Genomic DNA, 22,669 nt, shown 5'->3' with positions numbered 1-22,669 from the left:
CCAAACGCGAAAAACGACAGCATTTCCCGCAGAATGCTGTTTTCGTATCCTGCGCTAGCGTGTCTCCATCGTCGCGCTACTCCGCCTCCGCGCGCCGCTGGTCGGCACCGCGACGGTTCTCTCCCTCGAGCGAGCGGATGCGAGCCACGTCCTGCGTGGTCTCGAGCGCGCCGAGGTAGTTGCCTTCCGCGTCGCGCACCGCGAAGTAGCGGATGTAGAGGAACTTCTCGCCCTTGTTGATCCAGAACTCGTAGCTGTCCTTGGCACCGCTGCGGAAGTCCTCGAACACCTTGTGGACCATGGCCTGGCTCTTGGGGGGATGGCAGTCGTAGACGTCACGTCCCAGGCAGCTCATCGGGCGCGGGAAGGCGCGCGTGTCCCCGTGGCTGAAGTAGCGGGTCTTGTCGTCGGCGTCGACGAAGGTGAGGTCGAGAGGGATGGTGTTGAGGACGGCCTCTATCTGGGCGACGCTGAACTCTCCCGTGGAGAGCCTGACCTTCTGCGTGCCGTCCGCCTGGGGCGCCTCGGGGACGGGGGCGGACGCGCCGGCGTTGAGCCTCTCCTCGGCGATCTCGAGCGCGGAGGCGCGCCACGCGGGAGGCTCGTCGATCAGGACGTAGCCGAACTCGCCGCTCTCCTCGGCGATCTGCGTCCACTCGGATGCTCCCAGGGTCTCGAGCGAGAGGGGCACGAGGACGTTCTCCTCCTTGCTGACCATGGACTCCGCCCCCTCGCAGGCAGCGGCGAGCGTGTCCGCGGCGGCGGTGAGCCCCGCCGCGTCGCCGGAGCTCGCGAGAGCCTCCGTCATCTGCCTCAGGTCGCCCACGAGCTCGCGGACCTCGTCGTCCTTGCCCCACATGACCTTCGAGGGGCCCGTGACGCCGTGACGCTCGAGGTGGGGGAAGAGGAGCTCCTCCTTGCGCTTGTAGTGCGGGAAGATCGCGGCGAGCAGGTCCGCGTCCGCGCGCAGCTTCTGGGCGAGCGCGCGGACGACGTCGGCACCCTTGGCCGCGCGGGCGAGGTCGACGTCCTCGCGAAGCCCCTCGATTAGCTTGAGTATCTGCTCGTTCTCGCTGCGCAGGGTGTGGACGGGGTGGCCGGGCCTGTCCTGGGGATTCGTGCCCGAGAGGCCGGGAGCGCAGGACACGCTGCCCTCGAAGAGCGTGGCGTGCACGTCGCAGAGGCGCTGCACCTTCTCGACGGGAACGCCGCCCGAGATGAGGGCCTGCTCGGCCGCGGCGATCTCGCCGCCCGAGACGTTGGCGAAGTGGAGGGCGAAGTCCTCGCGCACGTCCTCGACGTCCTCGCCGGCGCCGAGGCGCTCGAGGTAGCTGGTGAGGAGCGCCTGGCGCTGCTCGGGGGTTTCGTCTGCCACTTCGGCTGCGGGGGCGTGTGCGGGCTCGTCCTCGTGGCCCTTGACGGAGAAGCCCGCCGCCTTGAGGCCCGAGATGACCTCGTCGAGGTCGATTCCCTTGGCCTTGCAGCCCTTGGGGATGGTCATGAGGCGACCCATGGTCTGGAGCCTGCCGGGCTTGGTTATCTCGTCGAAGCCGAGCGTTGCCATGACGTCCTTGAGCTCGGGGAGTTCGGAGCAGAGTTCGTAGACGGTCTTCTCGAGGTCGATGAGCTTGTGGTCCATTGCTTCCTCCGTGAGTTAGGGGTGGCTAATGTTTGCCAGGTACTTACTACCCCACGAGAACTGTCCCAAACAGGGCAGCATTTCCATGCACAGAAAAGGCCCCGCACTGGTGCGGGGCCCCGAAGACGCTCGCGTGCGAACGGAGGCTACTTCTTGGCCTTGCCCTGGTTGGCGACGGCGTTGATCTTCGCCTCGATGGTGGCGGGATCGCCGATGTAGTGCTTGTCGACGACGTTCCAGTCCTTGTCGAAGGTGTAGGAGCAGGGGATGCCCGTCGGGATGTTGACCTCGAGGATCTGCTCGGGGGTCAGGTGCTCGAACTGCATCACGAGGGCGCGCAGGCTGTTGCCGTGCGCGGCGATGAGGACGCGCTTGCCGGCCTCGAGCTGGGGCTTGATCTCCTGCTCGAAGTAGGGCCAGGCGCGGGCGATGGTGTCCTTGAGGCACTCGGTGTAGGGGAGGTCCTCCTGCGGCACGTCGCGGAACTGGTCCTGGACGTGGGGGTCGCGCTCGTCGCCGGGCTCCAGCGCGGGCGGGCAGACGTCGAAGGAGCGACGCCAGATCTTGACCTGCTCGTCACCGTGCTCGGCGGCGGCGTCGGCCTTGTTCAGGCCCTGGAGGGCGCCGTAGTGGCGCTCGTTGAGGCGCCAGGTCTTGTGGACGGGCAGCCAGTTGCGGTCCATCTCGTCGAGGACGTGGTTGAGGGTGTGGATGGCACGCTTGAGCAGCGAGGTGTAGCACACGTCGAAGTCGAAGCCCGCCTCCTTGAGGGCGCGCCCGCCAGCGGCGGCCTCCTCGTGTCCGGTCTCGGTGAGGTCGACGTCGGTCCAGCCGGTGAAGAGGTTGAGCTTGTTCCACTCGCTCTCTCCGTGACGGATGATCACGAGGTGCATGTACTCGTCGTTTGCCATGGCATTCCCTTCTCGTTGGGGGAGGGTCCTCCCCTCAGCTGCCTGCTACAACATGAATGATAAGCCTTGGGGCCCCTGCCTGCGCCTCTCGCGCGACCCGCCCTTCTCGCGACCTGACTCTCTCGCCTGACCGGCTGCTCCACCTGCTTGGCCGGCAGCTCCACCTGCCTAGACAGCCGCTCCCCTCGCACGGTCGCCCCCTCGCACAAAAACGATTTCGTGGGAAGGGAGAGGAACCTCAACTGGGAAAACGGCGTTTTTCTTCGCACAAATGCGCCAACGTGCGAAAGCCGATGCCAACATGTGAAGGCCGGCGCCGTCGCGCGTCAGGATGCCCTTGTGAGTATGCGCGAGAACACGCGGGCGTGCGAGGGGGGCCAGGACCTCCACCTGCGAAAAGTCGCTGGGAATGCTCCAATCGGACGTTCCTTTCCGTCCCGCTCGACATTAGTTAGCTTTGGTGTACTCTACTTGCCAGCAGGAGTTAACGGAAGTTAACAAACCGCCTCGAGGGCACAAGGGAAAGTGTCCAAGAGAAGTGGGAAGCATGGTTCCCGTGCAGCCCACAGCAAAGCGTTTATCCCTACCTGACGCAAGCGGACCCTCTCCCCGTCTTGCGAACAGGTCCTCAAGCGCCGCCCGCGTCCCCCCTTTCCTGCGCGAGCGGCGCTCTTTTTGTCACTTTGCCCGGGGACGTCGCCGAGCGCGTCGTCCCCGGGGCTCATAAGGGGTGATCCAATGAGCGGAAAGAGCGCGATGTCGGTGCGACTGGTCCATGCGCCGCTCGAGGGCTGCGACGCGGAACAGAGTGCCCTCGCGCACGCCTTCGCCACCACCCTCGTGCGCTGCTGCGCTGCCGTGATCGAAGGGACCAAGCCCGCGGCGCTCTTCTCGTTCAGACCTCCCGCCTGCGACTGTGGGAACGCGGCCTGCCGCAAGGCCCGCCTGAGGGAGACGATTGCCGCCTACGCGCGCGAGCTTCCCCTCCATGGCCTGGGCCTCACCGTCCTCGGCCACGCGGGGGACCGCGTGCAGCTCCTCGTCTGGCGCTCCTCCCTCGTGGAGGGAATCGTCTGCGACCCGGAGCTCAGCTCCTTCCTCGAGGCGTCGGGCTACCGCTGTGGGAGCGCGTCCGAGCTGGTGGGCTGCTTCCGCCATCGCCTCGCCGCCTTCCACCTGGGCATCGAGCTGCGCTTCCCCCATGAGGTGGGCGTGCTCCTGGGGTACCCGCTCGAGGACGTGAGGGGCTACATCTCGGGCGGGCGGGAGACCTGCCGCGGCCCCTGGAAGGCCTATGGCAGCGCCAGCGAGGCGCGTCGCCGCTTCGGGAGGGTGGCCGCGAGCGAGGAGCGCTGCCGCAGGCGCTTCGCCTCGGGCCTGAGCCTGGCGGCACTCCTCTCGTAGGCCCTGCGCGACCCGCGGACGGGTCCTGGCGCCTCGTCGGCACCCGCCCGCGCATCGCACAGGCGATGTCCAACCACGAGCAAGGAGGAGAGACATGAGCAAGACAGCGGTCGTCTACTGGAGCCAGTCGGGAAACACGGAGGCCATGGCAAACGCCCTGGCGGACGCCCTGGGGACGGAGGCCGTCGAGGTCTCGTCGTTCTCTGCGGACTCCGTCTCGGGCTATGACGCGCTGGCCTTTGGCTGCCCCGCCATGGGCGACGAGGAGCTCGACCCGGACTTCGAGGAGGTCTGGAACGAGTGCCTGCCCGCCCTGGGCGAGAAGCCCGTCGGCCTCTTCGGCAGCTACGACTGGGGCACCGGCGATTGGATGGAGACCTGGAAGTCTGCCGCGGAGGACGCCGGCGTCAACGTGGTCGGCACCGTCATCGCCAACCTCGAGCCGGACGACGATGCCCTCGAGGAGCTCAAGGTCCTGGGAGAGAAGCTCTCTGCCTGATGGCTCGGACATGGCCCCGTCGCCTCTCCTGACTATGAAGAAGTCGTGGAGAGCGCTGGCGGGGCTCCCGTTCGCACGGCCAGGGGAACAAGTAAGACATGCCTAACAGGTTCCCAGGCATGGGGGTCAAAAGCCTAGAGAAAGGTTCTGCCCATGAGCGAGATCATCGATGTCTACGGTCGCGAGGTCCTGGATTCGCGCGGCAACCCCACCGTCGAGGTGGAGGTCGCCCTGGCCGACGGCTCCGTCGGCCGCGCCATAGTCCCCTCCGGCGCCTCCACCGGCGAGTTCGAGGCCGTCGAGCTGCGTGACGGCGACCCCGAGCGCTATCTTGGCAAGGGCGTGCTCAAGGCCGTCGAGCACGTGAACAACGAGTGCAACGAGGCCCTGGTGGGCGTCGACGCGGCAGACCAGCGCGCCGTCGACGCGGCCCTGATCGCCGCGGACGGCACCCCCAACAAGGCCAAGCTGGGCGCCAACGCCATCCTGGGCTGCTCGCTCGCTGCGGCCCGTGCCGCAGCGGTCTCCGCTGGCCAGCCCCTCTATGCCTACCTGGGCGGCGTCAACGCCCACACCCTGCCCACGCCCATGATGAACGTCCTCAACGGCGGGGTCCACGCGGACAACAACGTGGACTTCCAGGAGTTCATGATCATGCCCGTGGGCGCCCCCGACTTCAAGACGGCCCTGCGCTGGTGCGCACAGGTCTACCACACCCTGAAGGGCGTGCTGAAGGACGCCGGCCTCTCCACCGGCGTGGGCGACGAGGGTGGCTTTGCGCCCAACCTCAAGACCAACGCCGAGCCCTTCGAGTACCTCATGGCCGCCGTCAAGAAGGCGGGCTTCACGCCTGGCAAGGACTTCATGTTTGCCATGGACCCCGCCACCAGCGAGGTCTACAACAAGGAGACCGGCATGTACGAGCTCAAGGGCGAGGGCCGCTCGCTCACCAGCGACCAGATGGTCGACTACTGGGAGGAGCTCGTCGGCAAGTACCCAATCATCTCGATCGAGGACGGACTCGCCGAGGAGGACTGGGACGGCTGGGTGAAGCTCACCGAGCGCCTGGGCAAGAAGGTCCAGCTCGTGGGCGACGACCTCTTCGTCACCAACACCGCCCGCCTGAAGAAGGGCATCGAGCTGGGCGCCGCCAACGCCATCCTGATTAAGGTCAACCAGATTGGCACCCTGACCGAGACCCTTGAGGCCATGCAGACCGCGCAGCGCGCCGGCTACACCTGCATCGTGAGCCACCGCTCCGGCGAGACCGAGGACACCACCATCGCCGACCTGGCCGTCGCCACCAACGCCGGCCAGATCAAGACCGGTGCCCCCGCGCGCTCCGACCGCGTGGCCAAGTACAACCAGCTCCTCCGCATCGAGGATGCCCTGGGTGACTCCGCCGACTACGCCGGACTCTCCGCGTTCTACAACGTTCGCTAGTCCCTGGGCCTCCGGGCGCGGGCTTTCGGGGCGGGCGCCCGACGCGGTCCTGTGGATTCGCGGTCGGGCGCCCGCCCTTTTCCCTCTCCTCGCATCGCAGGGGTGACCGTTCGCCTACAGTTTGTCTTGACTAACAGTATTGGAGGCCGACATGGGAATCGCCGACGTCGTCATAGTGCTTGCTGTCATCGCCCTCCTGGGGCTTTGCGTCCGCTCCTTCGTCAAGGGAGGGTCCGAGTGCTCGGGCTGTGCCTCGGGCGCGAGCTGCAGCGCACGCGCCACGGGTAAGGGGAGCTGCTCCGCCGCCCAGGATATGCTCGCCCGCGCCAACGCCGCGCTGGACTCCGCCGGACGGGCGGCCGGCGGCGAGTAGGTTCCCGCGCTTCCCGGTGCCGTCCGCCCGCGGTCGCCCGGGCCCCTCTCGCCTTGCGTGAAACAGAGGAGTAACCTCTGTGTGCGAACGTCTGAATGGCATGACTCGCGACCGTCGGGGCCGACGCGTGCGCGACCCAACGGACCTGCAAGGAGGAGCCCATGAGCGGCGACAGGAACATCGACTTCGTCCTGAGGACGGTGGAGAAGCGCGACGTCCGCTTCATCAGGCTCTGGTTCACCGACGTGCTGGGCAACCTCAAGTCGTTCTCGATCTCGTCCGAGGACCTCGAGGAGGCCTTCGAGGAGGGGGTCGGCTTCGATGGCTCCTCCGTGGCCGGCTTCGTGTCACAGGACGAGTCGGACATGCTCGCCTTCCCTGACGCCACCACCTTCCAGGTGCTCCCCTGGCGGCCCGAGAAGTGCGGCGTCGCCCGCATGTTCTGTGACATCCGCACGCCCAGCCGCGAGCTCTTCGAGGGGGACACCCGCTCGGTGCTGACCCGCGTCTTCACCGCCGCGGACGAGAAGGGCTACGTCATGAACGTGGGTCCCAAGCTCGAGTACTTCTACTTCGACCAGGAGAAGGCCCCCACGCCCGTGCCCCTCGACCATGCGGGCTACTTCGACCTGACCTCGTCCGACTCCGCTATGGACCTCAGGCGCGAGACCACCCTGAGCCTCGAGCACATGTCCATCCCGGTGACCTACTCCTACCACAGCAGCGCCCCCTCCCAGAACGGGATCGAGCTGCGCTACTCCGAGGCCGTCACCTGCGCGGACAACATCATGACGTCGCGCCTTGTCATCAGGCAGCTGGCCCACGAGCACGGCATGATGGCCTCCTTCATGCCCAAGCCCTTCACGGGGGCGTCGGGCTCTGGCATGTTCCTCTACCAGTCGCTCTTCGACCACGACGGCAACAACCTCTTCTGGGCCCCCAAGACCGAGCACCCCGCGCACCTCTCGCCCCTGGCCCAGCACTACGTGGCGGGACTCCTCAAGTACGCCCCAGAGTTCATGCTGGTCACCAATCCCACCGTGAACTCCTACAAGCGCCTCGTCTCCAACGGCGAGGTTCCCGTGTACGCCACCTGGGGCCGCAAGAACCGCTCCGCGCTGGTGCGCATACCCACCCACAAGCCGGGCAAGCACCAGGCCACCAGGGTCGAGCTCCGCAACCCCGACCCCACGGCCAACCCCTACCTGGCCCTCGCGGTCTCGCTCGCGGCAGGCATCCGCGGCATCGATGAGGGGCTCGAACTTCCCGAGGAGTCCTTCTCGGGCTTCGAGCGCCTCGACGACGGCGAGCTGGCGAGCAGGGGCTTCCGTCGCCTGCCTAGAAACCTCGGCGACGCCATAAAGCGCTTCGACAGGAGCGAGCTCATGCGAGAGACCCTGGGAGACCACATCTGCGACTACCTCGTGGCGCAGAAGTGGCGCGAGTGGGACGAGTACAGCGCCACGGTCACCGAGTGGGAGCGCAAGAGCTACTACGCGGGCCTGTAGGCGGGGCTGGGGCTCGGGTGGCCTCGTCCCGACGCCGTCTGGGATGGCGTGAGAGGACGGCGGCGATGGGTTCGCCGCCGTCCTCTCCCTTTCGTCCTCTCGACCTGGCTTTGTTTCGTCAAATTAAAACATTGCACCCACTGTTATGCAAATTTTGGAATTAACCCCTTCAAAATTCGTTGCATAAACTATACTTCCACCAAAACGCGCCCCAACTGGGACGCGGGCGGCGGGACGGAGTCTGGCACAGACCCGTCCCGTGCGATGTTCTTAGAGGGAGTGGTGGTCATGGGGGACGGCAGGCGCACGACGCGGCTCAAGGGCCTGGGGGTGACGCTTGTCCTCGCGGTGCTCCTGGCCTGTGGCCTGGGATTCGCGGGCTGCTCGGGCTCGACCTCCTCCGCCGGCGACGCGGCGGAAGACCTGGGCCTGGTGACCCCCGGCAAGCTGAGCGTGGTGTCGGACCTGGCCAACCCGCCCTTCGACTACATAGAGGAGGGGACCACCAACCCCGCGGGCTTCGAGGTGGAGCTCATGCAGGCGCTCGCGCAGAAGCTCGGCCTCGAGTGCGAGTTCCTGCCCGCCCAGAAGTTCGACTCCATCATTCCCATGATCAAGCAGGGCGGCAAGGCGGACGTGGGCGCATCGAACTTCACGATCACCGACGAGCGCCTGGAAGAGATCGACTTCACTGACGCCTACATAGACTCGAACCAGGGCGTCGTCACCTCCGCCGCCCTCGCGGGTCCCGTCGAGGCGGACTACTCCTCCGCGCTCGACCAGGCTGGCATGACCGTGGCCGTCCAGGCGGGCACGACCGGGGAGGCTTGGGCGCGCGAGAACCTGCCCCGTGCGAACGTCGTGGCGCTGGACGACCCCATCGCCGCCCTCACGGGCGTGCAGAGCGGGCTCTACCAGGCGGCGGTGGCCGACCTGCCCGTCATGCAGTACGAGGTGCTCAACTCCTACTCCCAGCTCAAGGTCGCGCTGCAGGTCCCCACGGGGGAGCAGTACGGCATCGTGGTGAGCAAGGACAACCCCAGGCTCACGGCCGCGCTCGACGAGGCGCTGGCGGAGGCGCGCGCGGACGGCACCCTGGACGCCCTCGAGCAGAAGTGGTTCGGCGCGAGCGAGGGTTCCGCGGGGTCTGCCTCCATGGCAGCCACCGCAGGCTCGGGTGATTCCTCCGCGACTGATGCCGGCGACGTCATGGTGGAGAAGGCCACCGCCCGTCCCAACGAGAACGGGGGCTCCGGCGTCATCGGCGGCATGGACACCCGCCTGACCTGGGAGGGGACGGTGCACGTCCCTGCGGGCGTCTCGTCGGTCACCCTGACCCTTCCCGAGGGCTCGACCTTCGACGGCTCCAGCACCCGCGTGACGGTGCTCGACGGCCTTGACCGCGTGAGCGTGGACGCCACCGCCAAGCCGTCCGGCATGAGCCTCGAGGTCGACTTCGCGACCCCCATCCCCGACGGCTCCCTGCTCAGGCTCGAGGTCACCGACATGCAGTTTCCTGCCGCGGGCGGGGACTACTCCGTGGGCGGGTCGTACGCCACGGCGGGCGGTGCCACCGGCAGCCTCGCCGACTCGCCCTCCATCTCCATCATCAAGAACACGCCGGTCCAGGCCGTCGTCAACTGGTTGGACGGCCAAGCGTGGGTCGGGGCGTGGAACTCCGTGCCCTTCCTCAACATGTTCTTCAAGCCGCAGCTCCTGGTGACCTCGTTCGTCTCGCTCTTCCAGGGCTGGCTCGTGTGCCTCGCCCTCGTGGTGGTCGCCTATCCCTTCGCCATCCTCCTGGGCCTGGCCTTCGCGCTGATGAAGATCTCGAAGCACCGCGTCCTGCGCGCCATCGCGATCGTCTACATCAACATCCTGCGCGGCACCCCGCTCTTCCTGCAGATCTACATCATGTTCTTCGGCCTGCCCATGCTGGGGATCAACATCGACAACAACGTCCTGGGCGTCATCGTCATCGCCATCAACTCCTCCGCCTACCAGGCCGAGATCTTCCGTGCTGGCATCCAGTCCATCCCCCAGGGGCAGTACGAGGCCTCCGCGTCGCTGGGCATGACGGGCATGCAGACCATGCTCTGGATCATCCTGCCCCAGACCGTGCGTCGCGTGATCCCCACCATCACCAGCGACTTCATCACCTCCTACAAGGACACGTCGCTGCTCTCGTCCGTGGGCGTCATGGAGCTCATGATGTTCTCGAAGAACCTCACCACGGTGTCGGGCAACATCACCCCCTACATCGCCGCTGCGGTCTACTACCTCATCGTGACCCTGCCGCTCACCAAGGCGGTGGGCGTGGTGGAGAGGCGCCTCTACGACGCCGAGCACGGGGCCGGGCCCCGTCCCAAGGAACCAGGCGAGGCCACGGGCGAGAAGGCCTCGGAGGCCCCTGCCGGCGGCGCCCCCGAGCCGCGTGCCTCGATGGTCGAGTCGCTTGCCGCCCCCTTCCGATCGCACGTTCGCACCGACGGAGGTGTCGCAGATGCTCTTTAGGAAGAAGAACCAGGCAGTGCCCGAGGCGGCGGAGGTCCCGCCCGCGATGGACGCCGACGAGGCGGCGCGCGTCGCCATCGCGCAGGACCGCGCCCTCTCGCGCCACCACTTCGTGGAGGGCGAGCATCCCGTGGTGCGCATCGAGCACCTCAACAAGACCTTCACCGACACCCCGGTGCTGCGCGACGTCAACCTCAACGTCTGGAACGGCGAGATCGTCGTGGTGCTGGGCCCCTCGGGCTCAGGAAAGTCCACCATGCTGCGCTGCATCAACCTGCTCGAGACCCCCACGGCGGGCCACATCCTCATCGACGACCACGAGATCACGGGGTCGAGCAAGACCGACACCACCAAGCTCAGGCGCGACCTGGGCATGGTCTTCCAGGGCTTCAACCTCTTCCCGCACCTCACGGCCAAGGAGAACGTGATGATTGGGCAGACCAAGGTCCTGGGGAGGTCAAAGGAGGAGGCCGAGCGCGAGGCCCTGCTGCAGCTCGAGGCCGTCGGCCTCGCCGACCGCGCAGACTTCAAGCCGCCCCAGCTCTCGGGTGGCCAGCAGCAGCGCGTGGCCATAGCACGCGCCGTGGCCATGCACCCCAAGGTGCTCCTCTTCGACGAGCCCACCTCCGCCCTCGACCCCGAGCTCGTCCGCGGCGTCCTTGCCGTCATGCGCGACCTCGCGCTCAACAGCGGCATGACCATGGTCGTGGTCACGCACGAGATGGGCTTCGCCCGCGACGTCGCCGACCGCGTGGTCTTCATGGAAGGCGGCGTGGTGGTGGAGCAGGGCCTTCCCGAGGAGGTCTTCGACCACCCCAAGACTGAGCGCACACGGGAGTTCCTGGGCTCGATAGGCTAGGCCAGGCACCCCTCGCAAGAAACGGGTCGTTACCAGGTGGGGCCCTTGCCAAGGGGTGGCGGGGCCCCGATTTATGCTAGTCTTCTAAAAAGTGTTTCGCGCACCGGTGGCTTGTCCCGGTCGTTCGTGGTACGTCTGGGGGCGTTCATGCACCACAAGAACATACTGCTCCTCGCAAGGACCTCGCGCTTCATCGAGCGCATGCGCGAGCTCAAGCACGCGCTGGACGTCTCGATCCTTCCCACCACGCCCGAGACCTTCTCGCAGGCGATCTCGTCTGGGCACGACTTCGACCTGGTCATCCTCGACATGGACGGCCTGAGCCAGGACACGCTCGCCGCGGTGGACTCCTACGTGTCGGACAACGGCTTCATCCCCACGCTGAGCATCCAGGACGAGTCCAAGCTCTCGAGCCTGCGCATGCCCGCGCAGGGGAGAAACGACTTCATCCTTGCCAGCGCCGGCGAGGCGGAGTTCGAGGTCCGCTGCGCCCTGCTTCTGTGGCCGGGCGAGGAGAGTGCCCCCGTGGACATCGTCACCGTGGACAACATGGCAATCAACCTGGCCACCTACCAGGTGTACATCGACGAGGAGCCCGTGGACCTCACGCTGATGGAGTACTCGCTCCTCTCGTTCCTCGCTACGCACCCCTCGCGCGCCTACTCGCGCGAGACCCTGCTGCATCGCGTCTGGGGCTTCGAGTACTGTGGCGGCACCCGCACGGTGGACGTGCACATCCGACGCGTCCGCTCCAAGGTGGGCCCCCAGGTCGCTGCCCACATCGTCACCGTGCGTGGCGTGGGCTACCTCTTTAAGCTCTAGGGCTGAGGCTGCGGGCTTGCGAGCTGCGGCGGCGTCGCGAGGCAGATTACGGCCGTTCTCGCCTAGGTTTTTCAGATAGCCAAAAGTGATGTTTCCCTTGCATGTGAGCTCTTGGTGCCTCGCGTTGCGCGCGCGGCCGACGGGTAGATTGAGGGCTGTGACACGCCGTCCCGTGGGTGCCCTCGCACCTTTGGAGAAAAGAGGCAGACATGGCCACGTTTGACGAGAACCGCCCTCCCGTGCCCGGCGCTCCCGCGCAGACCGACGACCAGACCCAGGTCGCTGCGACCCAGGTGCGCGTGCAGGCGGCGCACGCGCAGGAGCCCTTCGGCAGCGTTCCACCGTCCGGGGTCGACCAGGTGCCGGCGAAGGGACCCCGCAGGGGAGGGGTCGCAAAGGGAGCCGTCTTCGGCGCCGTCGGCGGCGTGCTGGGCGCTGCAGCCCTGGTCTTCGCGCTCAAGGCAGGAGGCGTCATCGGCGGCACGCAGATAATCAAGACCACCGACAGCTCCGCCGGGCAGACCGTCAACATCACCGCGAGCGACCAGGACGTGAGCGTCGCCCAGGCGGTCGCCGCCAAGGCGCTCCCCTCCGTCGTCTCGGTCAACGTCACGACCTCCGAGGGCTCCGGCATCGGCTCCGGCGTCATCCTGGACGCCGACGGCAACATCATCACCAACTACCACGTCATTGATGGCGCCACCGCGATCTCGGTCAGCTACGGCGGGAAGAGCTATGACGCCAGCGTGGTGGGCAGCGACTCCTCCAGCGACCTCGCCGTGATCAAGGTCGACTGGGCGGGCACCGAGGTGACCCCCGTCGAGGTGGACGACTCCAGCAAGCTCGTAGTGGGCGACTGGGTCATGTCCATTGGCAGCCCCTTCGGCCTCGACCAGTCCGTCTCGGCCGGCATCGTGAGCTCGCTCTCGCGCAACCAGCTCATGCAGTCGTCCTCGGGCAACACCCTCTACACCAACCTGATCCAGACTGACGCGGCCATCAACCCCGGCAACTCCGGTGGCGCCCTCGTCGACTCCCAGGGCAAGCTGGTGGGCATCTGCACGCTCTATTCCTCGAGCACCGAGTCGTCCGCGAGCGTGGGCTTCGCCATCCCGTCCAACTACGCGGTTGCCGTCGCCAACAAGATCATCGCGGGCCAGACCGTGACGCACGCCTACATCGGGCTCTCGATGCAGACCGTGAACTCCCAGAACGCCACCATGAACAACCTGGCGGTCAACCAAGGTGCCTACGTGAGCGAGGTCACGAGCGGCAGCCCCGCCGACACGGCCGGCATCCAGAAGGGCGACATCATCACCGCCGTCAACGGCGAGTCCATCATCTCTGCCGACGGCATGATTCTCAACATCCGCTCGCACGAGATCGGCGAGACGGTTGCCGTCACCTTCATGCGCGGCACCAGCGAGCAGACGGTCAACGTGACCCTGGGCTCCGACGAGGCCCTGCAGGAGCAGCAGAAGGGCAGCGGCAGCGACCAGGGCAACTCCGGGTCCGACTCCGGAAACGGCATCTCGACCAACGACCTGTACCGGTACCTGGAGGAGCTGTACAACCAGCGCAACCAGCAGAATGACCCGTTCGGCAACCGTGGCGGCGGCTACAGCCAGACCCAACAGGACGGCAGCCAGTCGTAGCCACGCTCGTGACGCACGTTCTCGGGGGGCTCGGCGGCGACGCCGGGCCCCTTCCTTCTGTGGCCGTCCTATGGTCGAGTCCGCCACCCCATGATTACATATGCCCCCAGGGGGTATAGTGACGTCGATGGAACATACCCCAAGGGGTATTGAGGAGGAAGCGATGCCAGAGGAGAGGGACGTGGACTCGCAGCATGCCTGCGACGTCAGCATGAAGGCGACGCCTCGCGACGAGAGGCTCAAGCGCGACCTCGAATGTCGGATCAACCGGGCGATCGGCCAGTTGGGTGGCATCAAGAGCATGGTGGAGGAGGACCGCTACTGCGGCGACGTCCTCACCCAGCTCGCCGCCGTCGAGTCCGCTGTCAAGGCGATCTCGCGCGAGGTCATGCGCGACCATCTTCAGACCTGCGTGGTCGAACGCATCCAGGCGGGGGACACCGAGGTGACCGACGAGGTCATGCGGCTCTTCAAGAAGTTCATGTGATCGCTCCCGCGGACGCGGGAAGAGGGGAGGCCCTGCCGATGGCAGAGACCGCTACATATGCCAAGGATGGCACGGCGCAGAGCGGTGCCGTGCGCGAGACCTTCGATGTCACGGGCATGACCTGCGCTGCCTGTTCGGCCAGGGTTCAAAGGGCTGCGTCGGGCGTTTCCGGCGTCGTCTCCGCCAACGTCAACCTGCTCAAGAACTCGATGGAGCTCGAATATGACGGGTCGGCTGCCACCGTGAGCGCGGTGCAGGCCGCCATCAGGAAGGCGGGCTACGGTGCCACGCCGCGCCGAACCCATGCGGAGGGCGCGGGCGCGGACGGGACGCACCTCTCGCCCGAGGCGGCGGGACTCGTGGACCCGCAGAGGGCTGCACAGCGCGCCATAGACGAGAAGCGAGGCCAGCTCGTCGTCTCGCTCGCCTTCTCCGTGCCCCTCTTCTACCTGGCCATGGGTCCCATGTTCGGCTGGCCCGAACCGCCCGCGCTTGCGGGCATGCAGGGCATGATGGCCTCCGCGCTCACGCAACTGTTGCTCTGCATCCCCATCCTGTTCGCCAACCGTCACTACTTCGTCATGGGCTTCAGGACGCTCGCACACCTCTCGCCCAACATGGACTCGCTCATCGCCATCGGCTCGGCGTCGTCCTTCGCCTACAGCCTGGTGGGCCTGTACCGCATGGCGCTCGCCCTGGGGGTGGGCGACGCAGGACTCGCGCACGCTGCCTTCCATGGGCTGTACTTCGACTCGGCGGGCATGATCTTGACCCTCATCACCCTGGGAAAGTTCTTCGAGGCCCGCGCGAAGGGCCGCACCACCAGCGCCATCAGCGCGCTCATGAACCTCGCTCCCAAGACCGCGACCGTCGTGCGTGACAGCGTCGAGCGGGAGGTGGCTACCTCCGAGCTGCGCGTGGGAGACCGCGTCGTGGTGAGGGCCGGAGAGTCCGTGCCGGTGGACGGCGTGGTCGCGGAGGGTGCCGCCTCCGTGGACGAGTCTGCCATCACGGGCGAGCCCCTTCCCGTCGAGAAGGGCGTGGGCGACCGGCTGACGGGCGCCACCGTGTCCAGGCGGGGCTGGCTGGCCATGGACGTGACCGCCGTGGGCGAGGACACGGCCCTCGCGCGGATCATCCGCCTCGTGGACGAGGCGACTAGCACCAAGGCTCCCATCGAGAGGCAGGCGGACCGCATCGCCGGCGTCTTCGTGCCCGTCGTCATTGCCATCGCGCTGGCCACGCTGGTGGCCTGGCTCGCGTTCCTCTCGCCTGGCGACTTTGCCGGCGCCTTCACGCACGCCGTCTCGGTCCTGGTGATCAGCTGCCCCTGCGCGCTGGGGCTGGCCACGCCGACGGCCATCATGGTGGGTACCGAGCGCGGGGCGGCCAACGGCATCATGATAAAGAGTGCCGAGGCCCTCGAGGGCGTCTGCAGGTTGGACACCGTGGTGCTGGACAAGACCGGCACCGTCACCGAGGGCGCGCCCCGCGTGACCGACGTGGTGATGGCCGAGGGCGTCGAGGAGGACGAGCTCGTGGGGCTCGCCGACGCGCTCGAGCGCAAGAGCGAGCACCCCCTGGCCGAGGCCGTCTGCGCCTATGCCGACGGGCGTGACGTGGCCAGCGAGGCCGAGGTCGAGGGCTTCGAGCAGGTCGCGGGTGGTGGCCTTGCGGGCACGGTGGCAGGCTATGCCGTGCTGGCCGGCAACGCGCGCCTCATGGCGCAGCGCGGCGTGGATGTCTCTGGGCTCACGCGTGCGGCGGACGACATGGCGGCACGGGGGCGCACGCCGCTCTTCTTTGCCGCCGACGGGAGCGCCCTGGGCCTCATGGGCGTGGCCGACGTGGTCAAGCCCAGCTCCGCCGAGGCCGTAGCCCGCCTGCGCCAGATGGGCGTGCGCACCATCATGCTCACCGGCGACCAGGCCGCGACGGCGCAGGTGGTCGCCGACCAGGTGGGCGTGGACGAGGTGGTGGCGGGGGTCCTTCCCGACCAGAAGGAGGAGAAGGTCCGCGAGCTCCAGGAGGCAGGCGCCAGGGTGGCCATGGTGGGAGACGGCATCAACGACGCGCCGGCCCTGGCCCGGGCGGACGTCGGGATCGCCATCGGTGCCGGGACCGACGTGGCCATAAGCTCGGCGGACATCGTGCTGATGCGCTCCGACCCGGCAGACGTCGCCACGGCGATCGAGCTCTCGCGTGCCACGATGCGCAACATCCGCCAGAACCTGTTCTGGGCCCTGTTCTACAACGCCATCTGCATTCCGGTGGCCATGGGCGTGCTGGCCCCGTGGGGCGTCACGCTCAATCCCATGATCGGGGCGGCCGCCATGGGCTTCTCGTCCGTGTTCGTGGTGAGCAACGCGCTCAGGCTCTTCGGCTGGAGGCCCAGCCGGGCGGCGCGGGGCGGTGGCGCGGGCGTGCGTGACGCCGGAGTGGGTGGCGCGGGCGTGCGTTCCGCCGGAGTGTGTTCCACCGGAGTGGGTGGCGCCGTGGCGAAGGGCGTCGAACTGCGCAGGATCGAGACGCGCGGCGGAACCAAGCAAGTCGATGTAAGCAGGAAGGCTCTCGAGGGAGCCGACGAAGGGAGAGAAGACATGACCGAGAAGACCCTGAACGTCGAGGGGATGATGTGCCAGCACTGCGTGGCCCATGTGACCGAGGCCCTGGAGGGCGTCAAGGGCGTCAAGAACGTCCGCGTCTCGCTGGAGGACGGCACGGCCAAGGTGGATGCCGGGCTGCTCGTCAAGGACGAGGCTCTCGAGCAAGCTGTGGTGGATGCCGGCTACAAGGTGACCTCCATCGCGTAGGAGGCACCGCCGAGGATGGCGCCTGGACTGAGGCGCCTGGCGCACATGGTGCGGGGGCTCGCTCCGGCGGACCCCCGTACTTTCTGCCTTGCGGGCGTGGACTTGCGGTTGTGCGGCGTCACCTCTCGTTCTCTATGCCTTTCTCTGAAATCACCAGCACAAAACCCCAGTTGAGAGGTGCGGCAGTTCAGAGAGTTGCATAGAGAAGCGAGGCTGGGGGGCTACGGCGTACTCGTGGCTGGGGGTGCGCTGGTGGCCGGGAGTGGCTTGTGCCGCGGGCGAGGGGCGCTTTCGATGAAGAGACAGCTCCCCGTCCCCACGGCCGCTATTCCGCCCTGCGCACCCTCAGCCGCAACAAGAAGGCAAGGGCGACGATTGCCACGGTCGTCGAGGCGGCAAACAGCACCGACTGGGCCCCAAGCCTGTCCGCGAGCAGCGGCGCGAGGAGCAGCGGCACGATGCCCGAGCTCATGATGCCCATTCGAATGACGCTGCTCACCCGCCCCAACTGTCCGATCTCGCAGCGTTCCTGGACGAGCGTGTGCTCGACGGGAACGGAAAGGCCGTTGCCCACGCCCAGGACAAGCTGTCCCAGCACGGCGCACCATGGCTTCCTGGTTCCGACATAGAGCATGGCACCCAGGCCCTCGACGAGGAGGGTGGTGGCCAGGAGCCTGAGGCTCACCTGGCGACGTGGGATGCGCAACAGCGCGAGCGACCCCAGCGTGCAGCCCACGCCAGCCACCATGGAGAGCCAGCCCATCCAGGACGCGTCGAGTCTCAGCACGTCACGGTAGTAGACGGACTCGAGGGCATCGAAGGCCCCAAAGGCAAAGAAGCCAAAGAAGCACATCGCAAGGATGAGGCGAAGGTCGCGGGAGGAGAGCGTCACGCGAAGCCCCTCCCCGAATTCGCGCAGGGTGGCCTTCGGCAGCGGGCCATCGTCCCTCTCGCCTGCCTGCCGTGCTCCGGGCAGCTCCTTGCATGCGACGGCGCAGGTCAGCGCAGCCCCGAGCGATGCCGCCATGAACGCGAAGACGCCGCTGGTCGATGACGCCGCAGAGATGGTCCCTCCGATGGCGGGCCCCACCACGACGGAGACGCTCGTCGCGGTGTCAATGAGCCCGTTCAACTGCTTGAGGCGCTCGCCCTCCTGCGTGAGGTAGGGGGCGAAGCTCGACAGCGTCCCACTCGAGACGCTCCACGCGAGGCCAAAGAGGCAGGAGGACATCATGAGCATGAGGGGGGAGAGGGGAACGGCCCACGCAAACGACGCCAGGCAGATTCCGCTGGCGAGCGAGGCCAGCAGGACCTGCCGCGGCCCTCTGCGGTCGATCAGTATGCCAGCGGCGATGCTGCCGAGGAACGTCGCCGCGTTGTACGCAAGGGTGAGAAGGAAGACCAGGTCGGGCCCCGCGCCAAGCGCATAGGTCGCATAGCCGATGATGCCTATGAAATAGGATGACTGGAAGGCGGTCACGAGAAAGAAGGATGCAAGCACGAGGGCGCGCTCGGATGGGCTGCACGCCCTGAGCGACTTGACGAGATGCATGGGTGGTCTCCTGGGTGACGTCTGCAAATGCCCATCGCCGCTGGCCCATGGGCCTCGCGTGCGGTGGCGATGCATATGAGGGATGCGGACAAGAGTGGACAGGCTGGCTGCCACGGCACGCCCTAATGGGCGAAGCGCTCCTTGATCCCAGCAGACATACGACATTCTCCCAGACGGAGTGGGCCATCAAGAGTCGACGACGGCCCCTTGCTCGTGCAACAACACGCGGGCAACTATAGCACAGCCCCGCCCGGCTCCACTACTTGGGCGGGGCGGGGCATGCTCTGCGCGCTTATCGCATCCTGTTAGAGATTTATGAGTATCGAGTCACCAAGGTGCAGGAGCCCATTGAGGTTCACCGTCAGCCGTCCCAGCTGCTGAACGGGGACGCCAGGCAGCGTGCTGATATCAAATCCGCAGCTCACGAGCGCTGTGAGAGTAGAGAGGGCCCCAAGTCCCACGAAGCCCAGGCCGGAAGAGAGCAACTCCTTGGGCCATCGAGGGGCGTGGAGCCTCGTGCGGGGTCGCGATTCCGCCGCATCACCCTGCCCGTCTCGCCTGAAGAGGCCGACGATCCGAAGGCCAAGCAGGCGGATGGTCTCCACGAGGGCTTGCGTCGCCCAAACGACCAGGGGAAGCAGGAGCAGCGCCGTGCCCGTGGAGAGCATCCCCACGCCAAGGACGAAGACCCCGGAGAAGGGCACACCCGCGTGGAGGGACGAGAAGAACGTCACGACGCTTGCGACCCCCAGGAGGATCCCGCAGCCAAAGAAGATCCACGTGCAGAGCAGGAGGGAGAAGAGCGTGACGTATGCCGACGCGACCACCATCAGGAACGCGATGACGAACATCCCCCATACGGGGAGCGTCAGGATCGCCAGCACGAGGTTGACCAACGCGAAGCGCGTGGCAAAGCGACGGACGAGGTGGGGGACGGGAGCCGTCTCGCTGGCTGCCGCCTGGGCACAGGTGACGGGCGACCCCATGCACGCGGTGGCTTCCTGCTCGGAGAGCCCGTCGTCCATGCGCTCGTCGATGGCGTCGGCGTAGTACTCCCTTGCCGCACGGACCTCGTCTGCCGAGAGCCGACGCTTTGTCAGCTCGCCTTCGAGCGCGTCGAGGAATGCCCCTTTGTTCATTGCTCCGCTCCCTTCTGGATGAAGTCCATAAGTCGGTCGATGGCGTCGCGCTCGGCGACGAATTCCCGTAGCTGGAGACGCCCCTGCTCGGTGATGGAGTAGTACTTGCGTAGGCGACCGTTATGCTCGCTGCGATACTCCGTGAGGGCGCCCTGCTTCTCCAAGCGACGAAGCACGGGATAGAGCGTCGACTCCGAAAGCTCCAGCGATGGCGGGGCATCCCTCACGATCTGGTATCCGTAGGAGTCCTGTGCGGCGAGGATGGCAAGAACGCACGCATCGAGGAACCCACGCTTGAATTGCGAGTCCAACTTTCCCCCCTCTCTCTAACTGTGCTTTACATCATACTATGTAAAGCACAGTATGATGTAAAGAGAAAAAGAGGCCGACTCCGCAGGAGAGGAGGGCGACGTGCGCGATGCGTGCGGGACGGTTCGGCGCCGTCGGGACGCTACGGGTCAGTGCGCTATGTGACTCACCAGGAAGTCAGCCGCCACGTTGACGACCTCGCTGTAGGCCGGCTCCACGAAGCCGTGGCCCCCGCCGTGCACGACGTGCAGCTCGGCGTGGGGGAACAGCGCCGCGGCACGCTCGGAGTACGAGAGCGGCACGGCCTGGTCGCTGTCTCCGTGGCAGATGAGCACGTCGCGAGGGAACGAGGGGATGTGCTCGAAGAAGTCGTAGTCCCAGCAGCTCTGCAGGAACGCCTTGCTCACCGTCGTGGTCATGATGGGGAACTCGTCGGGGATGTCCTCTCGCCTTGGGCAGGCGGCGCGCACGGAGTCGTGCAGGTTGAAGGCGGGGTAGAGCAACACGCAGGCGCGCACGAGCTCGGCGTTGGCGCGCGCGGCCATGAGCGTGACGGTGGCCCCCAGGCTGGCTCCCATGAGGAAGACGTTGTTCTCGTCCACGAAGGGCTCCCGCGAGAGCTCCCATGCAACGGACTCGAGGTCGTGCTGCTCGGTGAAGAGCGACATGCCGCCGGGCTGGTCGCTCGAGCGGCTGTAGGGTCCCGAGCCGCAGAAGTCGAAGACGTAGCTGACCATGCCGCGCTCCGCCGCCGTGCGGGCGTAGGGCTCCATGTCACCACGGTTCGTGGCGAGTCCGTGGGAGAAGATCGCGGTGGCTCGCGGGCGACCGTCGTCGAAACCCTCGGGCAGGAAGAGCTTGCCGTAGATGTCCCGGTCCTCGCGCCGGCCCCACCATTCGCGCTCGACGTAGCTTCCCATGTGGCCTCCATCCCCTGCGACGCATGGCGTCGTTGCGCGCATGCGTGGCGCTTGCGCCTGCGTCGCGTGCGATGCCATGCGCGGTGTGTTGCGCATTGTGAGGATTCTAGGGGACGACAGGGACGTTGGGTCGGCTGCTGCGCATTTCGACCCACGGACGTAATGCGAGGGATGATGTCGGCATCCCTCCGCCGTGACCCGTATTGCTGTGGCGCAGTGGTTTGCTGCGACGCGGTGACGTGCCCTGCTGCGATGCTGTACCCTGCCGCGACGCGGCGACGCGCCCCGCTACGATGCCGTACCCTGCTGCGACGCGCCCTCACCCTGCCGCCTCTCTCACCCTCCGTTCTCTATGCAAGTTCCTGACTTGTGCGCCCTCAACTCTCGTTCTCTATGCCTTTCTCTGAAATCGCTATTACAAAACCCCAGTTGCGATGTGTTGTCGTTCAGAGAGTTGCATAGAGAACGCCGTATGCGGGGGGGATTCCGCTGCCAACCCACCGCCGGAACTCACCACCGGAACCCCGCTGTTGGACCCCGCTACCGGGATCCATCGTCGGACGGCTGCCAATCACGATGGCCGGGGCGAAGCTCGATTCTTCCAGGCTCGCCCACCCTCGGGACCCCGTAAGCCACAAGCAGACGAGAGAAGCGCTGGTCATCGAGCAGGTCGGCGAACGAGAAGCGCAGGATGCGCGCACCCTGCGCGCTGATCCTGGATTCCCGCAGGCGCTCGTCGGCAAAGACGTCAACGGCATCTCTCCCCTGCGTCATGCGGGGGTTGCGGTACTTCTCTCGCCCGTCGAACTCGCCAAACACCGTCGCTCCGTCAAGCGCCGCCCAAGCGAAGTCGACACGGTAGCCATGCCAGGGCTCCAACGGGTCTGGCACCTCGACCTGCAGCTCGGGAAGCATGAAGCCAAGCTCTATCATCGCCCCACGAGCTATCGACTCGCCGCCGCTCTCCGCACGGCCATCGGCATAGGACGCCACCACGCGCGCGTGCTTGATGCCGCGAGCTCCCTTGTGAGGTGCCGCGAACAGGGACGTGAGCCACTCCCGTGGTTTTCCGGTCACCCTCAGTGCGGAGTCGGCGAGCGCGAGCCCGCCTCGGAAGTCGAGTCTCCTCAGACAGTCGTAGACGGTCCGCTCCAAGGTCGAGACCCGTACGCCCGCGACGACCGTGCGCTCGTCGCGCCCGATGACGTGCCTTCCGACGTTTCTTGTCGAACGACATGGTGCCTCTTTGCGCGTGGCGACCTCGATGCGACTGGCGGAGCGGTACGAGACGGAGAGCCCATGGACGAGCGCGGCTGAAGCCCCGCAGAACACCCAGTCGGGATGGAGTGTCGCGAGCGCCCGAATTCGGCACATCGCGCGTCTGGCCGCATCGAGCCCATCCCAGTGTGCCGCACGTGCGTAGGCAGAGCTCTGGACGCGCGCAAGCTCCCCACGTCGGGTCAGATGGTCGAGACGATTCCGTACGGCCGTGGTGGATGGAACCAGGCAGCTTTCGCGTGCCTCGGCGTCGTCCAGGGCCACTCTCAGCTCGTCCGCCACGCTTCCCTCCACGCCTCTCCCTTCGACGGGAACTACTGGTAAATGGAATGATTTCCCATATGTGGGGAGACGTCCACACCGCCCGTCTGGTTGTTGTTCCGCAAACGGTAGCTTTGCGCTTAGCTGCCACGTTCTCTATGCAAGTTCATGACAGGCCCCCTCCTTCTCTATGCCGTTCTCTGAAATCGTCATCGCAAAAGCCCAGTTGGTGCATGATTCATTTCAGGAGAATGCATAGAGAACGAAAGGGGGAACGGGGTCG

The 22,669-nt window shown here is 66.6% G+C and carries 18 protein-coding genes; 11 read left to right on the top strand and 7 right to left on the bottom strand.

Annotated elements, in window-relative coordinates; translation table 11 throughout:
- Nucleotides 1-76 precede the first annotated feature (76 nt).
- Nucleotides 77-1,639 carry a DUF438 domain-containing protein gene (locus HMPREF1008_RS00710; RefSeq protein WP_009277924.1) on the bottom strand — a complete coding sequence of 521 codons (1,563 nt, stop codon included), beginning with the start codon at nucleotides 1,637-1,639 and terminating at the stop codon, nucleotides 77-79.
- 146 nt (nucleotides 1,640-1,785) lie between these two features.
- Nucleotides 1,786-2,550 (bottom strand): 2,3-diphosphoglycerate-dependent phosphoglycerate mutase, encoded by a 765-nt coding sequence (gpmA, locus tag HMPREF1008_RS00705; RefSeq protein ID WP_009277923.1) that lies wholly within the window; start codon nucleotides 2,548-2,550, stop codon nucleotides 1,786-1,788.
- Between the two features lie 738 nt (nucleotides 2,551-3,288).
- On the opposite strand from gpmA, the gene HMPREF1008_RS00700 reads away from it, so the two are divergent.
- The 11 genes from HMPREF1008_RS00700 (at nucleotide 3,289) to HMPREF1008_RS00650 (ending at nucleotide 16,927) form a co-directional block, all read left to right on the top strand.
- Entirely contained in the window at nucleotides 3,289-3,954 is a 666-nt protein-coding gene (locus tag HMPREF1008_RS00700; RefSeq protein WP_083823443.1) for a DUF3793 family protein, read from the top strand.
- A gap of 94 nt (nucleotides 3,955-4,048) precedes the next feature.
- The gene (locus tag HMPREF1008_RS00695) at nucleotides 4,049-4,453 is read left to right on the top strand and encodes a flavodoxin domain-containing protein (RefSeq protein ID WP_009277921.1); all 405 of its coding nucleotides are present in this window, start codon (nucleotides 4,049-4,051) and stop codon (nucleotides 4,451-4,453) included.
- 153 nt (nucleotides 4,454-4,606) lie between these two features.
- Nucleotides 4,607-5,896: a phosphopyruvate hydratase gene (eno, locus tag HMPREF1008_RS00690; protein ID WP_009277920.1), complete on the top strand. Its 1,290-nt coding sequence runs from the start codon at nucleotides 4,607-4,609 to the stop codon at nucleotides 5,894-5,896.
- Between the two features lie 151 nt (nucleotides 5,897-6,047).
- Nucleotides 6,048-6,269, top strand: a complete 222-nt coding sequence (locus tag HMPREF1008_RS00685; RefSeq protein WP_009277919.1) for a hypothetical protein — start codon at nucleotides 6,048-6,050, stop codon at nucleotides 6,267-6,269.
- 161 nt (nucleotides 6,270-6,430) lie between these two features.
- A complete protein-coding gene (locus HMPREF1008_RS00680; RefSeq protein WP_009277918.1) occupies nucleotides 6,431-7,777 on the top strand; it encodes a glutamine synthetase family protein in 1,347 nt (448 codons plus the stop codon).
- Between the two features lie 264 nt (nucleotides 7,778-8,041).
- The gene (locus HMPREF1008_RS09720) at nucleotides 8,042-10,291 is read left to right on the top strand and encodes an ABC transporter permease subunit (RefSeq protein ID WP_304411986.1); all 2,250 of its coding nucleotides are present in this window, start codon (nucleotides 8,042-8,044) and stop codon (nucleotides 10,289-10,291) included.
- Nucleotides 10,281-11,150, top strand: a complete 870-nt coding sequence (locus tag HMPREF1008_RS00670) for an amino acid ABC transporter ATP-binding protein (RefSeq protein ID WP_009277916.1) — start codon at nucleotides 10,281-10,283, stop codon at nucleotides 11,148-11,150. The genes HMPREF1008_RS09720 and HMPREF1008_RS00670 overlap by 11 nt, the downstream gene beginning before the upstream one ends.
- A 147-nt stretch (nucleotides 11,151-11,297) precedes the next feature.
- Complete coding sequence (locus HMPREF1008_RS00665; protein ID WP_009277915.1) at nucleotides 11,298-11,972, top strand: winged-helix domain-containing protein; 675 nt, start codon at nucleotides 11,298-11,300, stop codon at nucleotides 11,970-11,972.
- A gap of 209 nt (nucleotides 11,973-12,181) precedes the next feature.
- Complete coding sequence (locus tag HMPREF1008_RS00660) at nucleotides 12,182-13,627, top strand: S1C family serine protease (RefSeq protein WP_009277914.1); 1,446 nt, start codon at nucleotides 12,182-12,184, stop codon at nucleotides 13,625-13,627.
- Nucleotides 13,628-13,790: 163 nt separating this feature from the next.
- A complete protein-coding gene (locus tag HMPREF1008_RS00655) occupies nucleotides 13,791-14,114 on the top strand; it encodes a metal-sensing transcriptional repressor (protein ID WP_009277913.1) in 324 nt (107 codons plus the stop codon).
- 38 nt (nucleotides 14,115-14,152) lie between these two features.
- Entirely contained in the window at nucleotides 14,153-16,927 is a 2,775-nt protein-coding gene (locus tag HMPREF1008_RS00650) for a heavy metal translocating P-type ATPase (RefSeq protein WP_009277912.1), read from the top strand.
- A gap of 325 nt (nucleotides 16,928-17,252) precedes the next feature.
- On the opposite strand, the gene HMPREF1008_RS00645 is transcribed toward HMPREF1008_RS00650, so the two are convergent.
- The 5 genes from HMPREF1008_RS00645 to HMPREF1008_RS00625 form a co-directional block, all read right to left on the bottom strand.
- The gene (locus HMPREF1008_RS00645) at nucleotides 17,253-18,479 is read right to left on the bottom strand and encodes an MFS transporter (RefSeq protein ID WP_009277911.1); all 1,227 of its coding nucleotides are present in this window, start codon (nucleotides 18,477-18,479) and stop codon (nucleotides 17,253-17,255) included.
- 305 nt (nucleotides 18,480-18,784) lie between these two features.
- Entirely contained in the window at nucleotides 18,785-19,618 is an 834-nt protein-coding gene (locus HMPREF1008_RS09715; RefSeq protein WP_009277910.1) for a DUF1700 domain-containing protein, read from the bottom strand.
- Nucleotides 19,615-19,929 (bottom strand): PadR family transcriptional regulator, encoded by a 315-nt coding sequence (locus HMPREF1008_RS00635; protein ID WP_009277909.1) that lies wholly within the window; start codon nucleotides 19,927-19,929, stop codon nucleotides 19,615-19,617. The genes HMPREF1008_RS09715 and HMPREF1008_RS00635 overlap by 4 nt, the downstream gene beginning before the upstream one ends.
- A 147-nt stretch (nucleotides 19,930-20,076) precedes the next feature.
- Nucleotides 20,077-20,847 (bottom strand): S9 family peptidase, encoded by a 771-nt coding sequence (locus HMPREF1008_RS00630; RefSeq protein ID WP_009277908.1) that lies wholly within the window; start codon nucleotides 20,845-20,847, stop codon nucleotides 20,077-20,079.
- A gap of 540 nt (nucleotides 20,848-21,387) precedes the next feature.
- Nucleotides 21,388-22,419 carry a hypothetical protein gene (locus HMPREF1008_RS00625; protein WP_050796575.1) on the bottom strand — a complete coding sequence of 344 codons (1,032 nt, stop codon included), beginning with the start codon at nucleotides 22,417-22,419 and terminating at the stop codon, nucleotides 21,388-21,390.
- Nucleotides 22,420-22,669 lie beyond the last annotated feature (250 nt).

Origin of the sequence: Olsenella sp. oral taxon 809 str. F0356, from assembly GCF_000233535.1 — a bacterium.
In the GTDB taxonomy this organism is placed as follows: Bacteria; Actinomycetota; Coriobacteriia; order Coriobacteriales; family Atopobiaceae; genus Olsenella_I; species Olsenella_I phocaeensis.
This window is presented reverse-complemented; position numbering and strand designations above follow the sequence as displayed.